Origin of the sequence: Metabacillus fastidiosus NBRC 101226 (genome assembly GCF_001591625.1) — a bacterium.
GTDB classification, from domain to species: domain Bacteria; phylum Bacillota; class Bacilli; order Bacillales; family Bacillaceae; genus Metabacillus; species Metabacillus fastidiosus.
Window position 1 is genome coordinate 91090 of record NZ_BCVG01000001.1, and the last position, 22587, is coordinate 113676.

General features: G+C 32.3%; 15 protein-coding genes and 2 pseudogenes. 16 read left to right on the forward strand and 1 reads right to left on the reverse strand.

What is annotated here, in order from left to right; translation table 11 throughout:
* Nucleotides 1-27: 27 nt before the first annotated feature.
* The 15 genes and pseudogenes from BFA01S_RS00415 to BFA01S_RS23610 form a co-directional block, all read left to right on the forward strand.
* Nucleotides 28-474, forward strand: a complete 447-nt coding sequence (locus BFA01S_RS00415) for a hypothetical protein (RefSeq protein WP_066224423.1) — start codon at nt 28-30, stop codon at nt 472-474.
* A gap of 54 nt (nt 475-528) precedes the next feature.
* Entirely contained in the window at nt 529-864 is a 336-nt protein-coding gene (locus BFA01S_RS00420; protein ID WP_169800409.1) for a hypothetical protein, read from the forward strand.
* A 2-nt stretch (nt 865-866) separates the two neighbouring features.
* Nucleotides 867-1418 carry a hypothetical protein gene (locus BFA01S_RS00425; protein ID WP_066224429.1) on the forward strand — a complete coding sequence of 184 codons (552 nt, stop codon included), beginning with the start codon at nt 867-869 and terminating at the stop codon, nt 1416-1418.
* Nucleotides 1405-2373, forward strand: a complete 969-nt coding sequence (locus BFA01S_RS00430; protein ID WP_066224430.1) for a hypothetical protein — start codon at nt 1405-1407, stop codon at nt 2371-2373. The genes BFA01S_RS00425 and BFA01S_RS00430 overlap by 14 nt, the downstream gene beginning before the upstream one ends.
* Before the next feature lie 23 nt (nt 2374-2396).
* Nucleotides 2397-3086 (forward strand): helicase HerA domain-containing protein, encoded by a 690-nt coding sequence (locus BFA01S_RS00435; protein ID WP_066224432.1) that lies wholly within the window; start codon nt 2397-2399, stop codon nt 3084-3086.
* A gap of 123 nt (nt 3087-3209) precedes the next feature.
* Nucleotides 3210-4199, forward strand: a complete 990-nt coding sequence (locus BFA01S_RS00440) for a hypothetical protein (protein WP_066224436.1) — start codon at nt 3210-3212, stop codon at nt 4197-4199.
* Nucleotides 4200-4214: 15 nt separating this feature from the next.
* Complete coding sequence (locus BFA01S_RS00445; RefSeq protein ID WP_066224438.1) at nt 4215-7652, forward strand: DUF5704 domain-containing protein; 3438 nt, start codon at nt 4215-4217, stop codon at nt 7650-7652.
* Nucleotides 7653-7791: 139 nt separating this feature from the next.
* On the forward strand, nt 7792-8841 hold the full coding sequence (locus BFA01S_RS00450) for a GGDEF domain-containing protein (protein WP_066224441.1): 1050 nt from the start codon (nt 7792-7794) through the stop codon (nt 8839-8841).
* Nucleotides 8842-9309: 468 nt separating this feature from the next.
* A pseudogene (locus BFA01S_RS21615) lies at nt 9310-9491 on the forward strand (IS200/IS605 family transposase); the annotation flags it as partial.
* A 348-nt stretch (nt 9492-9839) separates the two neighbouring features.
* On the forward strand, nt 9840-10760 hold the full coding sequence (locus tag BFA01S_RS21620) for an AlbA family DNA-binding domain-containing protein (RefSeq protein ID WP_235842928.1): 921 nt from the start codon (nt 9840-9842) through the stop codon (nt 10758-10760).
* Between the two features lie 189 nt (nt 10761-10949).
* Nucleotides 10950-12971, forward strand: a complete 2022-nt coding sequence (locus tag BFA01S_RS00460; protein WP_169800410.1) for a hypothetical protein — start codon at nt 10950-10952, stop codon at nt 12969-12971.
* 173 nt (nt 12972-13144) lie between these two features.
* Nucleotides 13145-13339, forward strand: a complete 195-nt coding sequence (locus tag BFA01S_RS22695) for a hypothetical protein (RefSeq protein WP_066224447.1) — start codon at nt 13145-13147, stop codon at nt 13337-13339.
* A gap of 17 nt (nt 13340-13356) precedes the next feature.
* A complete protein-coding gene (locus tag BFA01S_RS22700) occupies nt 13357-13575 on the forward strand; it encodes a GIN domain-containing protein (RefSeq protein WP_235842929.1) in 219 nt (72 codons plus the stop codon).
* A gap of 107 nt (nt 13576-13682) precedes the next feature.
* Entirely contained in the window at nt 13683-13823 is a 141-nt protein-coding gene (locus BFA01S_RS23605; RefSeq protein ID WP_369690785.1) for a diguanylate cyclase domain-containing protein, read from the forward strand.
* Nucleotides 13798-14010, forward strand: a pseudogene (locus tag BFA01S_RS23610) (diguanylate cyclase domain-containing protein); the annotation flags it as partial. The gene BFA01S_RS23605 and the pseudogene BFA01S_RS23610, both read left to right, overlap by 26 nt.
* 439 nt (nt 14011-14449) lie before the next feature.
* Here the strand turns inward: BFA01S_RS23610 and BFA01S_RS00470 are convergent.
* Nucleotides 14450-16084, reverse strand: a complete 1635-nt coding sequence (locus BFA01S_RS00470) for a hypothetical protein (protein WP_066224450.1) — start codon at nt 16082-16084, stop codon at nt 14450-14452.
* Nucleotides 16085-16671: 587 nt separating this feature from the next.
* On the opposite strand from BFA01S_RS00470, the gene BFA01S_RS00475 reads away from it, so the two are divergent.
* Nucleotides 16672-22560, forward strand: coding sequence for a DNRLRE domain-containing protein (locus tag BFA01S_RS00475; RefSeq protein ID WP_066224453.1), 5889 nt, complete (start codon nt 16672-16674; stop codon nt 22558-22560).
* Nucleotides 22561-22587: the final 27 nt, after the last annotated feature.

Here is a 22587-nt window from a genome sequence, read left to right on the forward strand (position 1 = left end):
ATAAAATTAAATGGAGTGTGACTTTTAATGGAAGTATCAACGAAGGGTATTATCTTAGCAGTAACAATATTTATCACTATTGGATTAGCAACATTTGCGATTTTCTTTTATGGAAAAGCAGCAACTGGAGCAAAAGTAGCGACAAATGAATATTCAGCAATTGAAACTGAATTAACTGAACAGCCTTACCTAGTTTATGAAGATACTAATGTTAGCGGATCTCAAGTTGTTAATGCAATTAAAAAATTTGAAGGCCGTAATATTGGTATTAAAGTAACAACAGGTAAAGGTGCAAATGACTGGTATATTAATGACGCTTCTTCTATTGATAGCTTAACAACAGCTTCTGGTGTTAAAGCAAATATGTATAACGAAAGCAGCACATCTTATATTAACCCTAATGGAAACTTTACAGCAAAAATTCTACGCGATAAGAATAATTCAATCCGCGCAATAGAATTTACACAAAAGTAATAAACTATGGCTATTAAAGAGACAATTCTTCTTATGGTAACTGTGTTCATATTTTTGGGCGCAGTTACTCTTTCAATTGAAAACACTAGAACAGTCCATAAAGCTTATGAAGCGGCGAATAAATTACCAATAGAAAATGGTTTATCCAGAGATATAAAGATATCAAAGAAGCCATTAACAAGCGGGCATGAAATTGTTCAAAAACTCTACTTTTACTATAAGAAAGATGTAGAAATTACTGTTGACGGATATACATTTCAAAACACATATGATGTGACAAAAGAATCCTTTACTTCTCGAATTAACATTAACGCTAATTACAAAGAATCATTGATAAGAGACTCTAGCGGTAATGTAATAAAAGTTAGTTATCAGAAAGAGGTGCTTTAATAATGGACGCAATTTCTAAAGCTTTTGCTTTACTTTTAACTATATTTTTACTGTTCGTTGTACCTCTTTCTTTTAATTTTGAAAGGCAAGACGATTTAGTAAAAATGACAGCTCAAAATGCAGTCACAAAATTTGTTGATTCAGTTCGTAATAAAGGCTATATTACACCAACTATGTATAACGAATTAACTAATGAACTGGGTATAAGTGGGTACAAATATGACATTGAACTAACACATGAACAAAAACTCTATTATCCAGTCTATACAGATCCCGCTAATCCAAATACTTTCACTGGAGATTATAAGGTACATTATCAAAATAATTATTCAAAACAAATACTACCAATTCTTTTCCCGAACAATTCTTTACCAAAAGACAGTAAGAATAGAATGTATAAATTAAATGTGGGTGACTACTTTAAAGTTGAAATTAAGAATACAAATCGTACTAATGCAACAATCTTAAAAGACTTTTTAACCAATGGAAACACTGGTAATCCGACAGTAGTGTTTATTCCATACGGAGGTATGGTTCACAATGAAGATTACTAATTTTGGGATTATTTTTATATTGATCCTCTCAGGACTTTGGTTTTCTCAGTATATGAAAGAAAAACAAATAGAAAAAGCTAATGAATTGTCTAGACGGTATAATACCGCTCTAACCGTATCTGTGGATAATGCTGCTTTGTCTTTATTAACTAATATTCAACAAGAATATGAAGCAGGTTATGGATCTAATAAGTTTACAAGTGCCAATCGCAAGGAAGCTATTGAACAATTTAATAAGACATTTGCAATGAACTTTAACCAAGAAGAAAATTCGATTGCTTTAGGAGTATTGAAAACATATATCCCTCTAATGGCAATCATTGATTATAAAGGATTTTATATTTATGCAATGGATGATTACAAGAATTCTAAAAATGAGTTACTTACAAAACATGTTGAAATGCCGATCAAGCCATACTCATATAAAGATAAACAAGGAAATTTAATCTCCTTTACACTTGATGATTATGTTATTGCTTATGATAAAAGCCAAAACAAATGGAATGAAGGATTTAGAGAAGAAATTAAAGACGAGCTTAATATTCCTTTATTAAAGGATGCAAAGCTCTTTGAAAGTGTAAGAAGAAGTACAATCTTAAATGTTATCCAGAACGACTTAGAATACTATATTAATCGCCATAATACATACGCTAAACGGTTTGGAGTCAGTTATACATTTACTCTTCCTATTTTAAGTAAAGAAGATTGGGATAATACGATAGATGATATAGGCTTTATTTCCTTTATTCAAGGGGTTCCGTTGGGTGGCGGTCATGTTTATAACAACTATGCCTTAGGTGGCAGCCGAATTACGAAAAAACACTATTACTATGGAACAGTTATTAATGGTCGTAAGTATTATTACCGTGATGATTCGGGTCATTCCTACAAAGCAGATGAAGTTTTTCCTAATCAAAAAGAGGCTGTTAAGAAGGGGTATTTCCCTTTGAGATAGATAATTAAAGGAGGAAATCAGATATGCCAAGTTTAACTATTCCAGGTCTTCAGAAACAAGGGAAAATTAATAATTTATTTAATGAATCTTTATTATTAATTGGAGATGATGGAGTTGGAAAAACACATACATTAAAAATGCTTATATCTAGGTTACTCTACGAGAACAAGAGAGTTGCTATTCTTGATTTTAGAAAAGAATATGATGAGAGGGTTTTTAAACATAATGGTCTATCTATTACTCCTAAAGAAATTATCAAAGGAAACTTAACAGAAAACCCGCTGCTGCACGTTGATTTTGGAGATGATCTATTGTTTCCTCAAAGACAATATGATCTAACCTTCTTAACAATAATAATTGAAAAGGTTGATTATTTAATTATTGATGAAGCCTATGTATTGGATAGTGGATATTTTGATAAAAAAGATACTGGTTCATTATCTGTTTCAGCAGTATGTAAGTTTTTATCTTCCAATAACCCCAATCTTAAAATCTATCTTTCAACGCAAAGTTTAGATTCTTGTAAGACAAGGGAAGATTCTCTTTCATTAGATAAGTTATTCAATCGTCAATTAATATTTCACTATTCACAAATGGAAAGCGGGGTGGAAGAGCTTAATTGGTTGCCTCGATTATTAGGGCGTGGTGAAGCCTTGTTAGTAGAAGAGAATGAAATACAAGCAGTCTATGTATTTCCAGATAAGCCAACTTAGAGGATATTTGTTGATTTTTAAGCAATTTTGGCAAAACTTCTTAGTTGCTGTATGATATTTCTATAGATTCTAAATAGGATAAAATACTTATAGAAAAGTAGAAAACGAGGAGAGAAAAAGACTATGAAAATGAAAAAGATGGTATTAGCAACAGCCGTTGGAACTATGATGTTAGGGGGATTTACACCTATTCCTTTAAGTAATCCTACTGTGAGACAAGTAGAAGCGGCAACAATATCTTATGTTAAACCACAAGATGTGGAAGTTAGTTGGATTTCTGGGGATATAGTATATGATGATGGTTCTGTATCTAAAGATGCTACAAAAAGCTCTCAATTCACAACTAAGACATCTGAAAAGGGAACATTGATTATCGAGTTAAAGAAAAAAGAGTATCGATACATGGAAATGTATAGAGATCCCCAAGCATCAGAATGGCTTCCTGCCTTTTTATATGTTCAACCCTATGGATTTGATGGAAGAGATCAGTATGCAAAGAAGGTTACTGGTATTCAAAAATCTGATTTTATTAATCGTGATTCTGTTGAAAATTTTACAATTAGACAAGTTTATTATATTGAGCAACCTAAAGCAGATAAAAAGTATTATTTAGGCGGAGTTGGAACTAGTAGTCCTAATTCGTATTACATTGATGCTAAATTTTACCCTAATGTTGACTTAACAAAAATTTCGAAAGCGGAACGTTCAGCCTATATTAAAACAGCACAGAAGGGTGATGAAATTCCCGCTTCTAATGTTTCACATATTGGTAGGGTGCTAATACAGGCAAATGACATGGTTCTATACAATAAAGACGGGAAAGTTCATAGAAAGCTAAAACAATATGAAGGTTTACGAGTTTACCAAGTACAAGGTGACCGTTATCAAGTTGGTGGCGGTTTCTATGTGAAGAAAACGAAAAATACTTTATTTTACGTTGGTCATATTTATGGAAAAGATCAACACCTTTCAGTCTATAAACCAAATGGTGAATTCTTTAAAAAGTTTAAGCCAATGGAAAACGTACGAGTCTATTCGACAGAAAATGGTCGCTATAATGTAGGAGCTGGATATTATGCACTTCCTGATTTCCATGTTAACTTTGACCGATAAACTCGGGGGGAAAGAATGAAAAAGTTTCTTAATATTTTTCTTGTTATGCTGATAACAGTAGGGGTGATTGTTCCACCTTCTACTGCTTCAGCTTACAGTTTTTCAAGTGCTCCTAAACCGAAGGAAACTTCATATAAAGGAGCACCAGTTTATTACTTAGATATTCAGACACCTGATAATAAAAATGGTATGGTTCCAGCAAGCCAAAAACATTTAAGTGATGATCCCGATAAATGGGAAAGACTTGCGAATCGGGAATTTGCCCTCAGAGATAGAGTTTGGAAATATGTATGGGAGTGGAGGAATCAACCAAGAGATAAAAATAAGACAACTCTAACACCTATGACACCACTAACTTGGACAGGGAATTTACAAGGGAGTATAGCCGCTTCTGCTAGTAAAATTGAAGCAGCTAATCCCAAATATAAGATAAAAGAGATCATGGTTTATCCTGTTCATAAAGAACGATCTTACGCTATTTCGATTGCCGATGCTATTTTAAAACAATCATGGGATAACTATAGGAAAAATATAAGTGAAGTTTCTACTATAGATGCACAGTGGTCGGGAATACCTGATAGAAATAAACCTTATGTTTGGACTGGAGGAGCGCCTTCTCCTTATCCCTGGAAAACATATTTTCCTTCACCAATAGTTTATAATCATGCAGACTATCCTGGTGGAACAAGGTTTGGGAATTACGATTTAGTATATAAGGTAGATTCCACTGGGAGATCAAGATGGTTAAATACACCGGACTTCTGGAGAAATTGGGCAAAAGACACTAATAATGATACTAAAGTATCTTTTACACAAGATATTCAAAAAGGAAACTATTATGGAAGAGCACATCCAATGTATTACACGCCGGGTAATCATCCATATATGAGAAATATGAAATATAGTGACTGGACTTTTACTCGATTGACAGATAGCTTTCCTAATGCAACTTGTCCAGGTGATGAAAGTTGTGGCTTCCCTTATACAAACTGGAATGCAATGGTTCATATGGAGGAAAGTGACTATAAAATTGAAGCAATTTTAGAAAAGAAGGAAGAAGAGAAACCAAATCCACCATTAGCATGTGATTATAAAATTTTACCGCCTGCTGCTGGTACAAAACAGACAGCTGATAAAATGGATGCTAATCCTTCAGGTGAAAATAAAGCGGATGATCGAGATAATCATAAGTTTAATGTACTAGATGGAATACCAACTAGTGAATCTCTTTACACAAATGCCTTTGCTAAAGAATATGTTCATAAAAATATATTCACTGAAATGAGTGGAAGAGTACAATATAATGTTCCAGTTAAGAAAACATATCATTTAGTATGGGAAGATGTTTATTATGATGAGGATGGGGACGCTTATTATGTTCCTAGAAGTGATACCGTTGAAGTAGTTAAAAATTATGACATATTTAGACCTTATCTTTATTGGCTGATTGATAATTTAGAGGTTTATGGCTTAGAAAAAGCTGATATGGCTAACTATGCATTACCTGGTGGAGAAGTGACTATGTACCCGAAAGGATACACACCACCTAATGTAAATGCAGAAAATGATGATGATGTAGAGAAACATGTTTTTCCTGCTAAATGTAAATCAGTGGATAAAGGAACTCAAACTATAAATGGTGGAACTTCACGTCCATCGGTTCCTGATGAGAACTTTAAGCAGGATGCTGAAAGTGCAACAGGAAAAACAGAAGTTGAGAATGACCTAGTAGAATTTAATGGATCAAAAATTATGGATAATAAGCGGGTGGTGGAGAAAGGTCCAACACCGACAACTATCCCTGAAGCTAAGATGATTAACCGTGATGTTCTATATGAGCATGGGATGGTTATTAGTAAATCCTTAGTTAATAAGAAAGATACTCCGACTACAGGAAACATATACTATAATCTTTTGGCTGGAATAAAAGGTGGAGATCCACAAAAAATATACCCAATACTCGGTATAAATACGGTCACCGTACATACACCAGTTGTTATTTTTGCAGATGTTTCAGATGATAAGGAGCATAATCAGCGAACGAAGCCCGATCAATCGAAGCGGGGAGTCATTCTTGATAGACCATTTACGATTTACATGCCAACAGGTGGACCACATCGTAATATTCTTGGATATGGAGATCGTGATTATGCTAAATATGTTCGAACGAAGCAAGTAAGGTTCCCATTTGATGTTTGGCATTATAAAAACAACACGAAAGGTCAATTTGTTCCTGCTAATACATGGATTGACATACCGGTTGCAGAAGTAGCTTCAAACTTTTACTTACCAGTATGGATTGATGAAGGGAATTACGAGGTATTATTTAGAACAATTGCGGAAAATGCACCAGCTGATTTCACAACACAACCAAATGCTAACTTAGACTTACAACATCATGTGGCAACAGATGTCATTCCAGTTAATATTATTGGTCGTGTATACGACTTTAAAGTGTCTGATATAGCGGATTATAATTGGGGAGAAGTGTTCCGTACTAATAAAGGTAGTTATAAGCACACTGGCAACTATTATTGGGTACAAGATCGAGGTATTGACGGAGAATTAAGAGGAAATAAGTTCCCTTACGTTCTGCCAATCATGCCGGGCAGTCACCCAAATTATAAGAATGTAAGTGTAAAAACTGGCTACCATTTTAAATTCGACTTAAAGACAAAGGGAAATATGTTTGGTCCTGGTGATGGAATTAGAATCACTCCATCTTTCTATTTTGTTACTAAAGATGGAAAACAGAGACAAGAAGTTGACCTTTACTATAAAAATGACGCGAAGAATTTCGTTAGAATTGGAAGTCCAGAGGACAAAGAAAAGCGTTACGTTATTATGAATGATCGCTTACGTAATGTACCTCAAGGAGATCTTGTGAATGCAGCAGAATACGCATTTGATCATTATCCTAATAGGACAACTGATATTAGAAATCGCTTCATAGAAGAGTATTTTGAGAAGGCAAAAGAAAAAACATGGGTAGGTGACTTCTCATGGATGATCTTAAACTATCGCTTAAAAACACATATTGGACCAACAACTGTTCCAGCCGGAGCTATGGTTGATGAACAAAGAGCTATTGCATCTATACATCAGTGGTATGGAGAGTATAGTCTTCCAGCTAATGTTTATACGGTTGCTAAAGGGACAAATTTAGCTGAACATGGAAGAATGAATGCTATTAATGATAAATCACTGATTTTCTTAAAGAATGGATACATCATTGTTAATTTCAATATTGAAACAATTAGAAATGAGGATTTAAGTAATCCATACCTACAGTATATTTACGCACCTTTAGCAAACCAGTGGCAAATAGAAGGCTATAAGAACAGTAGAATTGATCCATATGGAAATAACTTTGCATTAAAAGACGGGGATGTTGTCTTCTATCATGGTGATCTTTCGTCATATGATGACTTCCAATCGAACGTCACACATTAATTTTATATTATGTAGAAAACTGTAACTTAAAGCATAAGTTTATCAGAATGATAGACTTATGCTTTTTTATGTATCGGGATAGTGAAAAACAGTCCCAGTTACTTAGCTGGGGCTATAAGTTGAAAAGATAGGTGATATTATGTTTGCAAATCAGTTGTATTTACTTCCTTTATCATTCAGCATGATTGTTGTTTTGTTAATGGCAGTAATGGTAATCAATCTTTACTTAAAAACTAGAAAAAGACCTTATTTGATAGGAGCAGCAGCCTTTGTTCTTGCATTGATTCCAGTTGTTAGTGTTTCATTTAGCAGTATAAAAGGGGATGTGGTTCTTACCTCACCACTTATTAGCCTGTTGTTAGTCTCTCTAACATTAGTACAAGGTGGAGTGTATCATCTTTATAGTTCTAAGAAAAAAAAGGAATTACTTGTTTTTCTGTCAACAATCATTCTCATCTTTATTTTTGGAATGACATCTAATAAATTCATATCTGTTATTCCATACATATTGATCATCGCTTTTTCTATAATGTCTTACTACCGCTTAATGAAAGACATTAATAATCGAATGCATTACTTATTAACGCTAAGCTTTACTTTTCTTTCCGGAATATTTGGAGCATTGGCCGTTGTGTTCAATAGTTCTATATGTGCCTTTATGTTTTCTTCTTTTCTTACAATGGCATTCATTATTCAATTTCTTATGTTTTTTGAAAGGATAGTAGACTTAATGCAGGCAGCTTCTTATACATCGATCACTGACCCTTTAACAGGTCTCTTTAACCGTAGATTTTATACTAAACTAGTCGAACAAAAAGGCGAAAAGGGCTATATTGGAGTCATTTTTTGTGACATTGATAATTTTAAAAAACTTAATGATACTCATGGTCATAAAAAAGGAGATGAAGTATTAAAGCAAGTAGCGTGGATTGTTCAAGAGACGGTTAGTGGCAAAGGAATAGGGGGCCGGTATGGTGGTGAAGAGATAGTTCTATTAATTGATCAGGAACATGTCGATATTGCTGCAGTAGCCGAAAAAATCCGCTCAAGAGTAGAAAAAGAATCGATTGTAACCCTTTCTATTGGTTATGCAACGAACGACGGAATTACTCCAAGTGAGACTATTAATAAAGCTGATAAATTTATGTACCAGGCAAAGAATAGTGGAAAAAACAAAGTGTGTGGATGAGTCAGTTTCCTTTTTTAAAAGAAAAAACGTGAGAGGTAGTGATAATCTCACGTTTTTTGATTGCCTATCATTAAAAGTCTTAGCTTAGTCAGGAACTATAGCCAAATTGTAAAACAGTGTATTCTTGCTAAACTATTTTATAATTCTATTCTTTCCGTAACTTTAGATTGTTCACTAATATATTAAAATTCATCATGAATAGCTTTTTCATTTAACATCATTCATTGTAATAAACTGCTTAGTTAGAGAAGAAAGTATGCCTATACGAAAATTACCTCAGAGAAGAAGCAATAGCAATATTTTTATATAGAAAGAGACTTTATTTTAAAGTAACATCTGACTCTTACTACTCTCTCTAAAGAAATTAGATAAAAGTATTTTTAAACCATGAGAATGATATACATCTAGGAATGTAATAAGATGTTGTTGGTCCTCAGTTAGAAGTATTGTAGGAATTTAAAGTATTGATACGTAGACCGGAAATTTTTGTGTACCGGATATTATATGGATACAGTGGGAGAAACAAGAAAATGATAGAAGAATATATACGCAACCAGATTCAAGATGACATAGTGGCAGAGCAATTAAGTATGATAGAATATCTAGATCCATTTAAAGAAGAAGAAGTGAGGGAAAAGAAATGGAAGTAGGTAGAAGGCCCTTGAGGTATAGCCGGTAAAAGTAGTACATCTAGAAAATTACTCAGAGGCCCTTTAAGGTCTAGTCAGTAACAAAGGCTTCAGCCACAGAGAAAACCACGCGTGAGAACGAGTGGTTTTTATTTTAAATTATTTATGAAATATTCAAAATAATTGGCAACTAGAAAATTTTGATTATTTTCCATAATAATCAATAGTTGTTAAATTTTTTGAATGAATGATAAAATTAGCTTACTATATCTATGGTTCTAGAATAATTAAATAATATTTTATAAGCATTATATTAGCTATTTTAATTTAATTATATTTTTGTATAGATCGTCATTGGGAGGATAATTTGTGGATATTCGAAGAAGGATTTTAGAGTTAGTAGAAAAGGGAGTTGAATGTGAGTATTTAGATTTTAAGGCGAAAATGTACCCGAGAAAAGGAACTCTTGATTTATTAAAGGATATTCTAGCAATGGCTAATTCAAGCTATGAAAACTCAAAATATATTATTTTAGGAGTGAAAGATGATACTTTAAAAGGTCGTTATATTGTCGGTGTTGATCATGAGGAAAAAGTTGATGTTTCGTCATATCAACAATATATATTAAATAATATTGAGCCTGATATTAATTTTGATCTTCACTATATCGAGATCGAGGAAAAAATAATAGCAGTTATTGAGATCAGAAATACTAATAATAAACCTTATATGACGAAAAAGAAGGTAAATAATCTTGAAGAAGGTTATTGCATTGTAAGAAAGGGCAGTATTAATACTCTTGCTAGAAGATCGGATTTTGATATGTTCTACCAAAGTAAAGAAAAATTTGAGATCATCATTTTAGATAGTTATCTGAGAGCAGTAGAAGATAAAATAGGTACTGCATTTTTAGATGTATCTCTCAGGAATTTAACTAAAATGCCAATAACAATTATGGGTGGAAAATTACTTGTAAAAGATAGAAATGTTCTCCTATCCCAACATAGTTTGGTTGGTCTAGGTAGGGAAGAGGGTGCAGACTTCCGTTTAGAAATCCCCCCATTTTCAGAAAAAACAGGTGATTTATATCTAAGTTTTAATTCAAGTGACTGTATTAGGATAGGATTAGACGAATATGGGCTTACGAATAAATCTTTTATTTTTGAATTGGTCCTTTACGATACATTACAAAATCAATATTATGCTCAAATAGAGAATGGTTCAGTTTATGCAAAAGGAGAACTTTTATGGAAGGTCAAGCTAAAAAAAGAAAGGGACAGTCATAAATAGTACTCTGCAAATAGGATTTTTCTAGAAAAGTGAGTAAAGAGCTTGGATTATGAAAAAATCGAATAGTTTGTTAAGACTCTCCCCATTTAAGCGGAGTAGTTTTTCTTTTATTTAATAGAAGTAGTTATGGATTTTAAAGAATGAAATGAAAGGGAAATACATATGTCGAAAAATCATATAACTAGAAATATGGAAAAATTATTAAAGAAATTAAAAAAAAGTCTTAAAAATTTTAATCGAAATGAGATAAATCAATATCTACAACAAGGCTTTGAAATTAGCGGATCAACTTTTTTTGTGATATTAAAAAGTAATATATATGATATGTTTGGAGAAAATTATAAAAAAGTTAAGGAATTTCTAGAATTTCTAGAAAATAATGATTATGTGTGCTCTCACTTCTTTAATGACTGTTTGAATTTTCGTAAAAATATAGAAGATATTTATAGTGAATTTCTCCCGATTTATCAAAATTTGAGAGAAAATAAAAATCAAATGATAGATTATTTACTTAATAAGGATAAGGAATATATAACAGATGTATTGTATTATTTTGAGCAGTTAATTTTCCAAGAATATAAAAGAAATTTAAATGAAAAGTGGTTAGAAATATATAGTCAGTTTTTATGTGATACTAATTTGTTAGTTGCTAGTATAGAATTATCACAAACACAGGAAATAAGATCAAAAAACAAGGAAATTCTAGATTTTGTAAAAGAATTAATAACAGAGTATAGTACAATAATTGAGTTCAAAAATAAGTTTTTTGATTTGTTGAGTGGAAGATATAACTTATCAGTTAATAATCATTGTTACGCGATTGAGCCTGCTCAGAATAATATTGATTTGGTGACGGCTTTATATGAAGCTAACAGGTTAGAGAGAAGGATGATATCTTTAGATAAGAAAGGAAAAATTTATAGCTCTTCATCATTTAGAAAAACAAGTTTAGAATTCATGTATAAGGATTTTGGATATAAAATAGATGATGAAATCGAGGTTGGAGTTACCTTTCAAGATGTTTACAATGTTTGGAATAATATTTGTGAGTTTGTTGATGGTCAAAATAACCTTAAACCAATGTGGTTAAAAATCGATTATGATAAAGTTATTAAAAAAGAGTTAAAAAAAATTTTATCAAAAGAACAATTTCACAAGATTATTGAGAGTTATTTTATGTCAGAAAAAACAGATCTATATCTATATCCTATTCAAAAATATGGGTCTCAGTATAGAATTTTAAATTGGGGTACAGATATAGAATTTACATATTTATTAAATAACATTGTCCGTAATGTTTCGAAGACAGTAGATAAAAAATTTTATGAATTTGAAATTATTAATGATTTAAAGATAGTAAAAGAAATACTATTTAAGAATAATAACAACTTTTTAGTGTTTCCGACCAATGTAGAATTTAAAAATTTAGCAATAGAAATTGATTTGATGTTTTTGTATAACGATACATTATTTATTGCTGATGTCAAACATACGATGAAAAAATTTGAGAGTATAAGTAATCTAAGAAAATTGAATTATACATATGATGGTATTGTACAAGTAGATTACATTTGTAAATTTATAAAAGAGAATAAAGAGTTGTTTATTGATAAGTTAAAAAAGGAGAAGGGAATTGATATACCGGATTTTAAAGAAGTAAAGGGGTTTTTGGTGACAAATGAAGGGAAGTTTTCGGGAGTAAAATTTAATAGAGATATTCCAATTATAACGAGAGAAGATTTATGGAGATTTTTTGCATATCCCGTTGTTTTAGTACAATTACCGAGTAGCGGGGTTGATTTTATAACAAAACATTGGTGGGATTTTTCTAAGGTGCCTAATTTAAAATCATTTTTAAATTATCTAGATGATCCTTTTAAGGATAATTTTCCTTTTAAAGAATATATATTTATTGAAGAAAACAACTTCTCTAAAGGAAATGAAATTTTCACTTTTAGATATTATAAATATTATAAAGAACCATATTCAAATAAGTATTCAAGAGGGATATATTATTCGTCATTAATTGAAGCAAAAAAATTTAACAAAATGAGAAATAAAGCTACAAGGTTTTTGAAAAACAATTTTTATGTAATAGATTTTACTGAAAAAAGTTTTGCAAATTCTACGAAGGATGTTAAGGATGTAAAATATTGGATAGAATTACAGGGAAAGTTTTCTGCATTTGATGATACTTCCAACAGAAGGTGAACGTCTTGGGTAAGGAACAAATAATTGGTTAAGATATTAGTAACATTACTAAATTAGTTTAAATCTACGTTGAGAAATTTATCAACTCTATTCATATCCATGAGCAATCTAACTCTTTATTTATAAGATGTGAAGGAGAAAGAGGGGATAATGTAATCATAGCTAACAGTGTTATGTTTATAAATGGGAGAAGACTTATAGAGAATGCTGGTCCTGTAGAAAGGAAAATATTCATTAAATTAAACCAGACTGTTGTCCCTTCAATGAGGTTTGTTTCAATTAATAAAGCAAATGGACAAATTAACCTGTCTATTGCTAACCTTGAGATTAAAGTATCCGATGCGCAAACTCTTGAATTGATTCAGTAAATAACATTAATGTTCAGATAAATGGCTCAAGTGATGTTCAATTAGCAAATGGTGAAGTTGATAATTTAGTAGTGAATTTAAGCGGTTCGGGAAATATTCATGCTAATGTAACAGCTAATAATGCTAAATCACTATTGAATAGTAGTGGTTTTATGTTTGTTTCACATATACTTGAAAAAACTAAAGAATCACATAGAGGTTCAGGTGAAGTTTTAGTTTTAAAAAGAGTACTCTGATCTTACTAGCTGAGGTTACACTTTAAAAAAACGAATATGTAATAAGTCTATATTTTAAATACAGTCTCGGTTTTCTAACTGGGACTAATTTTTTAATAATATTAATAATTAAAAAACTCAATGACACTCAAGGTCACAAAAAAGGGGATGAAGTATTAAAGCAAGTAGCGCGGATCGTTCAAGAGACTGTTAGTGGGAAAGGAATAGGGGGGGCGTTATGGTGGAGAGGAGATTGTACTGTTAATTGAACAGGAACATGTCGATATTGCAGCAGTAGCGGAGAAGATTCGTTCCAGAGTAGAAAAAGAATCGATTGTAACTCTTTCTATTGGCTATGCAACGAATGATGGAATTACTCCTAGTGAGACTATTAATAAGGCGGATAAGTGTATGTATCAGGAAAAAAATAGCGGTAAAAACAAAGTATGTGGGTAACAAAATATTATTATAAATAGCAAAAAGCATGAGACTGGTTGGTTTCATGCTTTTTTGTCTTTAATCTTAAAAACTCAAACAAGCATAACCTAATCTTAAATTTAGAACGGGGTTAAAAATATAGTTGTTTAATTTTTGATGTAAGATACTTCACTACACTAAAAAATATACCAATAAAGTCGTTTAAAAATCTAAGTTTTACTCAACAATAGCGCTCGATTGTTGAAGACGGATTTAAAAACATTTATTCATAAGTATTTAATACTTTATTTTTACTTTTGCGTTAATAAATGACTTAGGTAAATCTAATTTTAAAGGGAAAGAAACATGTCTCCTTGTCCCTGACTTAGTAACTAGAAACATTGAAAAAGAAAAGCCCCGTAGAGATTTCTCTTACAGGGCTTCACACTTTAACGTAATAGGTATCAGACATCCAATCCTATTTGTAAAAAGCACTTAAACGATATGTTCCAATTATATTATCACTGTTAAGAAGATAGTCACCAGCAGGTATGACTTGAATGAAATAAGTACCTTTCTCTTGAACATTATATACAATCTCTTCTTTACTTTGACCAGTATTAATAGAGAAATTTAGTAATGTTCCATACTTATCGTATACATATAAATTATAATCAGCAGGCATCTTATCGAGAACAACTTTTACTGTTCCTGCATTTGGTGTTATTTTAAACCAATCTTTATCAAGTTTATTTTCAATTTTGAATTCATAACTAATATTTTTTATTAATGGGAAAGCATTATTTTTGACGTTATTTGGTTCGGCCAAACCAGTAAAATAATTATCTTTTTTAGCAAAATCTGCTCTTAATCTATAATGATATCCTTTTGAATTGGCTCCTCCAGATACCAAAACATAATATGTAGAAGCATTTGCGTTTTCTACATAAATGGTTTCCGGCCTATTGCCAGCTGCTGGAGATCTTCTCCCAATTTGTTCCCCGACATTATTATATAGAAATACTTCAAAATCATGTGAGAGATTATCTAAAGTAACATATAAATCCCCTTTAGAATCTGGAACAATTGAATACCAATCATTATCTGGTGCGAGTTCTGTGGTTTGTTGATAATATCTTCCGTTTTCAATTGGAGTTGCATTTTCTTTTGTGTCATTTGAACCATTACTATTGTCAGCTTTAAATGTTGCTTTTAACTTATATTCATGCTGATCATCATAGTTTCCGCCCGCTCGATATACCTTCACAAAGTAATTTCCAGCATATTCTCCTCTTACGGTTATCGCTTCATTAGGATCACCATAAGTTACTGCACTACTAATACGTTTACCTGCACGATCATATAATTCTGTAACATAATCATTCATAAAATAATAATCATTTGGAAGATCAGTTAAGATAATGCGAATCTCTCCAGGTCCATTCGTAACAAATTTATAATAGTCGACATCTTGATAAATACTAGTTCTCCCTTTATAAATAACACCGGAATGAATCAAATTTGCTGAATCTTTTGTGTCGTTCGGCTCAATTTCTGATTCAATAACTTGATTTTCAGTCGAAAGTTTGTGATTTCTAATATCTGATTCCCACTGTGATAATGTCCTTTGTACAGAAAAAGGTAGAGAAGCATACCCGCCCGCTTTTTTAATTTCAATTGCTCTGCTTTTTAATCTATTAAGTTTTCCTAAGTCATCGTTCAATTTTGTCATATTTCCTTCTTCCAAATGACCTTCAAGAATGTTTAATAGTCGAAACTGTGACACTTCATAAATTACGCGTTCCCTTGCAATTTTTGCAGAATTTACATATTTTTCGTTTAAGCTTTTTCGAACTGAATGACCTGGAACTTTCCCAATTGCCTTCTCAGTTCTACTAATCAATGAAGATAAAGAATCATATTGAAAGTTTAAAGTAACCATTTCCCCTTCATTTATACGCTGATTATATTGCTCAGTTGTATTCTTTAATTGCTCTCCTAAATTAACTGCATTTACATACTCTGTGTTAGTTGCTGCACTTATATTTTTAGAAAAAAAGAGATTTGTCCATAGTAGAAGGATCAAAGTTAAAATAGAAACAAGTTTATTCATATAAAGCCTCCAAAAAAATGTTCATAAATTATAGAATATGTATTCCATACTATTTTATAATTCCCCTAAATATTATAACATCAGTTTTTTATAAACATATTTACTTTTTATTTTATTTAAATCTCTCATTTTAAAGAGATTACTATGTTATTTTTCTTAATCTCTAAACCATTTTATACCTTAATTCTCAGAATACTTGATTTTGTTTAATCATAACAACTAATCCAAAATTTAATACTATGATTGAAATATCTAAGGTTTTTCCTCAGCTTCTTTTACCATGATATCAGTTCCTACACGAATTCCTTGTTTAATGTTCATCAATCTGGACCGATTATTGAATAAAATGACTCGTATTTTTTAAACAATTTTATTATTCTTCAAACGACTTTTTTGTAAATTAAACTTTTTTTTGCCATTTAACATTTTAAAAAGATAGGTATAATCTCCTGTTATTATTCAGGTCTATAGTTAGGTTTAATAGGTTGAATATAGCTCTAATATACAAAGTAGGTAAGAGAGGAGGATATTTCCATAATTAGGTGTTTATTTCAAAAATTATTTAATTAAAACAAGGAGATGAGTTAGTGGAAACAAGTAAAAAAAGAAGTTTTTATTCTATTATTTGTCGTATCTTAGTATCTACGATGATTATTACCTCTATTCCAATACACGGAGTAACAAAGGCAAGAGCTATTGATAATAGCGAAGAATCAAAACAAGATGAAGTAGAAACTGCAACAAATAATGAGTCAATTGATTCTTCTTCAGTGGAAGTGGAAAGCCTTCGAAACGAGACAACCAAAGTATTTGTAAACAAGGATGGTTCCTATACCGCAGAAGCCTATACAAAACCCGTCCATTATAAAAAGGACAATAAATGGCATGATATTGATAATACTTTAGTAGAAAATAATACCCAAGAACTCGAAAATAAATCAAATTCTTTTAAAGTGAAATTCCCGAAAAAGCCGAAAAAAGAGGATAAATCAAAACTGTATACATTTAGCACTAAGGGTCATGAGGTGGTAGTGGAATTTATTGATAACACTAATACAAAGCCTAAAGTGCATAATGGTCTTAAAGATACAGTGAGTAAATCTAATAAGAATAAAGTAAAATATGAAAATCTTTATGATGGGGTAACATTTGATTATGCAGTGGATAGTTCTAAAATAAAAGAAAATATTATTTTGGACTCCTATAGAGGGAAAAATACCTTTCAATTCAATCTTCTTACAAAAGGATTAAAAGCAGCAAAAAAAGAAGATGGAACTATCGAATTTACAGATAGTAAAACAGGAGAGTTTTTGTTCTATATTCAGCGTCCTTATATGTATGATTCATCGGAAAGTAAAAGTATCTCAGAAAAAGTAACTCAAGAAATAATACCTACTGAATCTGGATTTACTTTAACGATTACCGCTGATGAAGCATATTTAAAAGATCCTAATCGGGTTTATCCGGTTGTCATTGATCCATGGATTGATAACTTTAAAACTTCCGATGCTTTTGTAGCTAGTAAGCAAGATTACGGTTTTGGCCTATTAGACTATCTAAGTGTTGGATCTAGTGCTAATTTTGGAAAAACGAGAACGTATTTACGCTGGAATCCACTTCCGGATATTCCTGATGCTGAAATAGTTGGGGGAAGTGTTGGGATTTATCAATATGAAACCAATGCGGATGTACCAATCTCTCTTCATAGACTAACCCAAAGTTATTCTACCTCTACAATAAATTGGACAAATCAGCCTTCTTATAATCCAGTACCAGAAGCCACAATTAGTAGAAAAGATATTGGTTATATATACTTTCCAGTCAATGAGTTGTTAAAAGATTGGTACAACAAAAAGGCTTCACCATTCGGAGTTGTATTAAAGTATGCAGATAATCAAGAGGAAACAGCTGCTAATAAACTATTCCATGCTACAGAATGGGTAAACCCAAACGGAACGTTAGTGGGTGAGCCGAAATTAGTAATTTCCTATCGACCTAAAGAGTTACTAGGAATCACAGATTATTGGGCATACACACCAGATTTACTTCAAGGAGAAGGAACAGCAGTAGTCAATTTGATTAATGGAAATATGGTGTATGATGTCCCGTTAACTTCTCTTCCAAGCCGGACAGATGCCTTTAATTTAAAGCTTGTTTATAATAGTCGTTCCTCCCTATCAGATACAAATGGGATTGGATGGACGTTAAGCTCACAAAGAAAATTGATTCCTAGTAGTGATAATAGCATTATTGAATATATTGATGAAAATGGGACACAGTATCACTTTTCTAGAAATCAATATGATTCAAAAACTGGTTATTCTTCGCCTGAAGGAACCGCATTCGAATTAACAAATACTGAGAGTGGATATACCTTAAAGCAGCCCGATGAAACGGTTTTAGAGTTTGATTCATATGGTCGTAATACAAAGATAACAGATGAAAAAGGAGATAATATTCTCTATTCCTTTGATGGAACTTCTTTCCGTGTAGTCAAAATTAGTGAACGATTTGGTTCAGATTCAACTGGAAGAGATCTTTCACTTATTTATAATCCAAATGGGCTATTAGAAAAAGTAACGGATTTTAGGGGAACTGATACGATATTTTCATATAGTCCTGGTAGCGGAGGGAATTTACTAACTGGAATTACTTATGCAGCAAATCGAAGTGAGAAGAAAAGTATTACTTTTTCTTATAACACGAATGGGAAATTAGAGAATGTAGTCAATGCAAATGGTCATAAAGGAACTATTGAATATGATTCTAATAATAGGGCAACTAAAATTATTGATCCGCGTTCTGAAACTTTCTTTTCTCAATTAGCCTATCCTTCACAAACAGAAACGATTTTTACTGATGCGAATGGAAACAAAACCTATTATAAAAATGACTCAGATCAACCAAAAGGTACTGTTAATGTCATTGAAATGACAGAAGATTATCAGGGAACTACTCCATCAACAACAAAATATGAATGGAAAAATAATGAGGTTACAAAGGTTATTGAACCAAATAAAGATTCAGGTGTGGCAAATGGAGCGACCACAACGGCTGATTACGATGAAAAAGGAAATTTAACGAATATAACAACGCCAAATCAAGAAACAGAAACAACGATGTATGACGAGAAATCAAACGTCACAAATGAAAAAACCAATACAGGATTATCAGCACAGTTTGAGTATGATAATAAAAGTAATTTATTATTTTCAAGTAATCAACTTGGTTTAACAAATTACTTTTCCTATGATCGCTTTGGGAATGTAGCAACGAACGTTTCAACAACTTCATTAGGGTTTAATCTTTTAACAAATAGTAACTTTGAGGCACTTGATAGTAATAGCTTACCAACAAATTGGTTGATGAAAACAGGTACAGGTTATGCAACAAGTAATGATCATAAGTATGGAAAGCGTTCTATAAAAATGACCCTTACCGGGACGGATGGAGGACGCTATCTTTATCAAGTAGTACCTATGCAAGCGACATCTGATAAGAATTACACGGTATCTGGGTGGTTAAAAACAGATAATGTAAGTGGAACAGGTGCACAATTACGTGTTTACTTTAAAGATGCGAGCAATCAGTTTATAAAAGATGGAGCAGGCAATACAATCGCATATGTTACAAAAGGATTAAAAGGCACTAGAGATTGGATGTTAGTTTCGAATTCATTTACAGCTCCAAGTAATGCTGCATTTGTTGAAGTTGAGCTTGTGTTTAGCGGGGCCGGCACGGCTTACTTTGATGGAGTTCAATTAAACTCGGGATCAATGGTAGCTGATTATGTATCAAATGAAAATGCAAGTATGGAAGCAGGAACTGGTACAACAATTGATAATTGGACGTTAAATGCCATTAGCGCAGGAGACGGGCGATCAAGTACAGTTACAAAGGCTGGAAAGTATTCTGCACGTTTAACAGGTTCAAGTACGGCAAAACGTTATATTGGACAAACTGTGGAAACTAATGGTCAAATGGGAGATCCAGTTACGATATCAGGCTGGGCAAATGCTCAATCACCTAATTCAACAGGTGAATTTGCTTTACAAGTGTCATTTGTCTACAGTGATGGCACTGAGGGAAAATATACTGTTCCATTTGATAAAACCCTAGTGAACAAATGGCAGTTTGTGAAAAAGACATTCCGTGCAACAAAGAATTTTAATCAAGTTAAAATATATGCTCTTTATAATAATCAGGCTGGAACCGCCTATTTTGATAATATTAAATTGGAAGAGCAAGGCTCTACTGAAACAAGAAATTATGATGCAAATGGGAACCTCATTTTATCCAATACAGATGCACTGAACCAAACAATGGATTATAAATATGATGCGAACGGAAATCAAACTGAGGTCACGACACCAGGTGGACGAAAGGCGTTATACGGATATGATTTTTTAGATCACCTTAAAAATATGACACAAGTTGCACCAAGCGGAATGGCAAATATTACAACCAGTTACGAACATGATGTTCAAGGAAACTTAAAAGCTCGAAAAGATCCGAGGGGTAATGTCACATCATTTGAATATAATGCTGTCAATCAAGTCACAAAAGAAACAGATCCGCTTGGGAAATTTATTAAGTCAGATTATGAGGCAAATGGAAATTTAAAAACCGTTGAGATAGGAAAAGGAACAAAGATTCTTTCTAATAAGGAATTGAAATATGATCGTAAAAACCAACTTACTGAAGAATGGTTGAATGGTCAAAAAAAGAGAGATTACACTTACGATTTTGCAGGAAATGTGAAAACAATTCAGCAAGACGGACAAACTTATTCTTTTACCTATGATCCATTAAATCGTTTATTATCCTCACAGGAACCTGCAGGATATAAATTAACTTATAGTTATGAACAAGATCTTAATAAGTCATACTATGGCTCTCTTAACTCATATGTTGAGTCTTTTGGTTCCAAATCCTATACAACAACAGTTGGTTATGACGATTTACAACGAATCTCATCTATTAAAACTCCAACAGGAGAGAGTAGTGAGTATTATTACAATGAAAAAAGTCTGCTCACCCATATGAAGTTGTTCTCAGACACAAATGTTTCTTCATTGAGTATATACCAAACGTTTGATGATGCAGGTCGGCTACAAGGGAAACATTTAGTTGGAGCCACAAATTTAGATCAATCATACAGTTATGATCTGGATGGAAATATCAAGACCTATAATGACGGAAAAGATACTCATAACTATGTCTATGATTTTGCAAACCGTCTTCAATCATGGACATATAAAGGAAGTAAAATTTCATATGAATATGACGAGTCAGGTAACCTTAAAAATCCAAATGGAAAATCTTTAACATTTAACGAAGCAAACGAGGTTAATGGATTTACTTATGACGAAGCAGGAAATCTTCTTCAAGATGATAAATATCTTTATGAGTGGGACGGAGAAGGGCAACTACTTGCGATCAAAGATTTAAATAAAACAACTATTGCAAGCTTTACGTATGATCCAAATGGATTGAGAAAAACAAAAACAGTCGGATCTACCACTTATTATTATCATTATAATGGTTCAGAATTGATTCGTATAACAGATGATAATAATCAAACTATATGGGCCTTTACTTGGAGTTATGGAAAGCCGATGAGCGTTACGAACAAAAATGGAGAGACATTTTTCTTTGTAACAAATCAACATGGAGATGTTGTCCAAATTGTAGATAAAAATGGAGTTTCTATAGCTACTTATAGTTATGATCCTTGGGGAAATCCAACATCTTCTGAACCAACAGATACACGTATTTCGGGGCAACCAATTCGATATGCAGGATATGTCTATGATGGAGAGACGAAGTTGTATTATCTTCAATCCAGGTATTATGACCCGCAAACAGCAAGATTTATTTCACGTGATACTTACCCAGGGGATGTAGATAATTCAGGCTCTCAAAATGCCTATGTGTATGCAGAAGATAATCCTGTGATGTATACAGACAATGAAGGAACATGGGTTGTAAATGCCGCATTTTTAATTTACGATGGAATAGCATATGTTAAAAACCCTTCTCTTTCAGGTGCCGCTTGGCTTATAGTAGATGTGGCTAGCTTTGCAGATCCAACTGGAACTGCATCAACTATCGCTCATTCAGGCAAACTTCTAAAGGGAGCAAAAGTACTTGGAAAAACCAAAAATGCAGGAAAAGCTATTAAGAAAGCGAAATCTCTTAAGGCGAAAGGTAAGAAACCGTTAAAATTGGATTTACAGTTTTTTGCTAAGGATTTGACTAAAGGTATTAGCAAAAAACTATTAGACGGTAATAGAGTAAAAATAGAAATGTTTAAAAATGGGAAATATGATAAGTTTAAATTAGAAAAAGATAGGGCTATTAATAGTGGTGTTGGTACTCACGGGGGAAGTGCCTGGAAACTGAAAGATACAAGAAAACCAGGATCATATTGGACATTAGATAAAAACGGGAAATTATTAAGGTATAGTAACTAATTATAAATATTAATATCTTATAAAGGG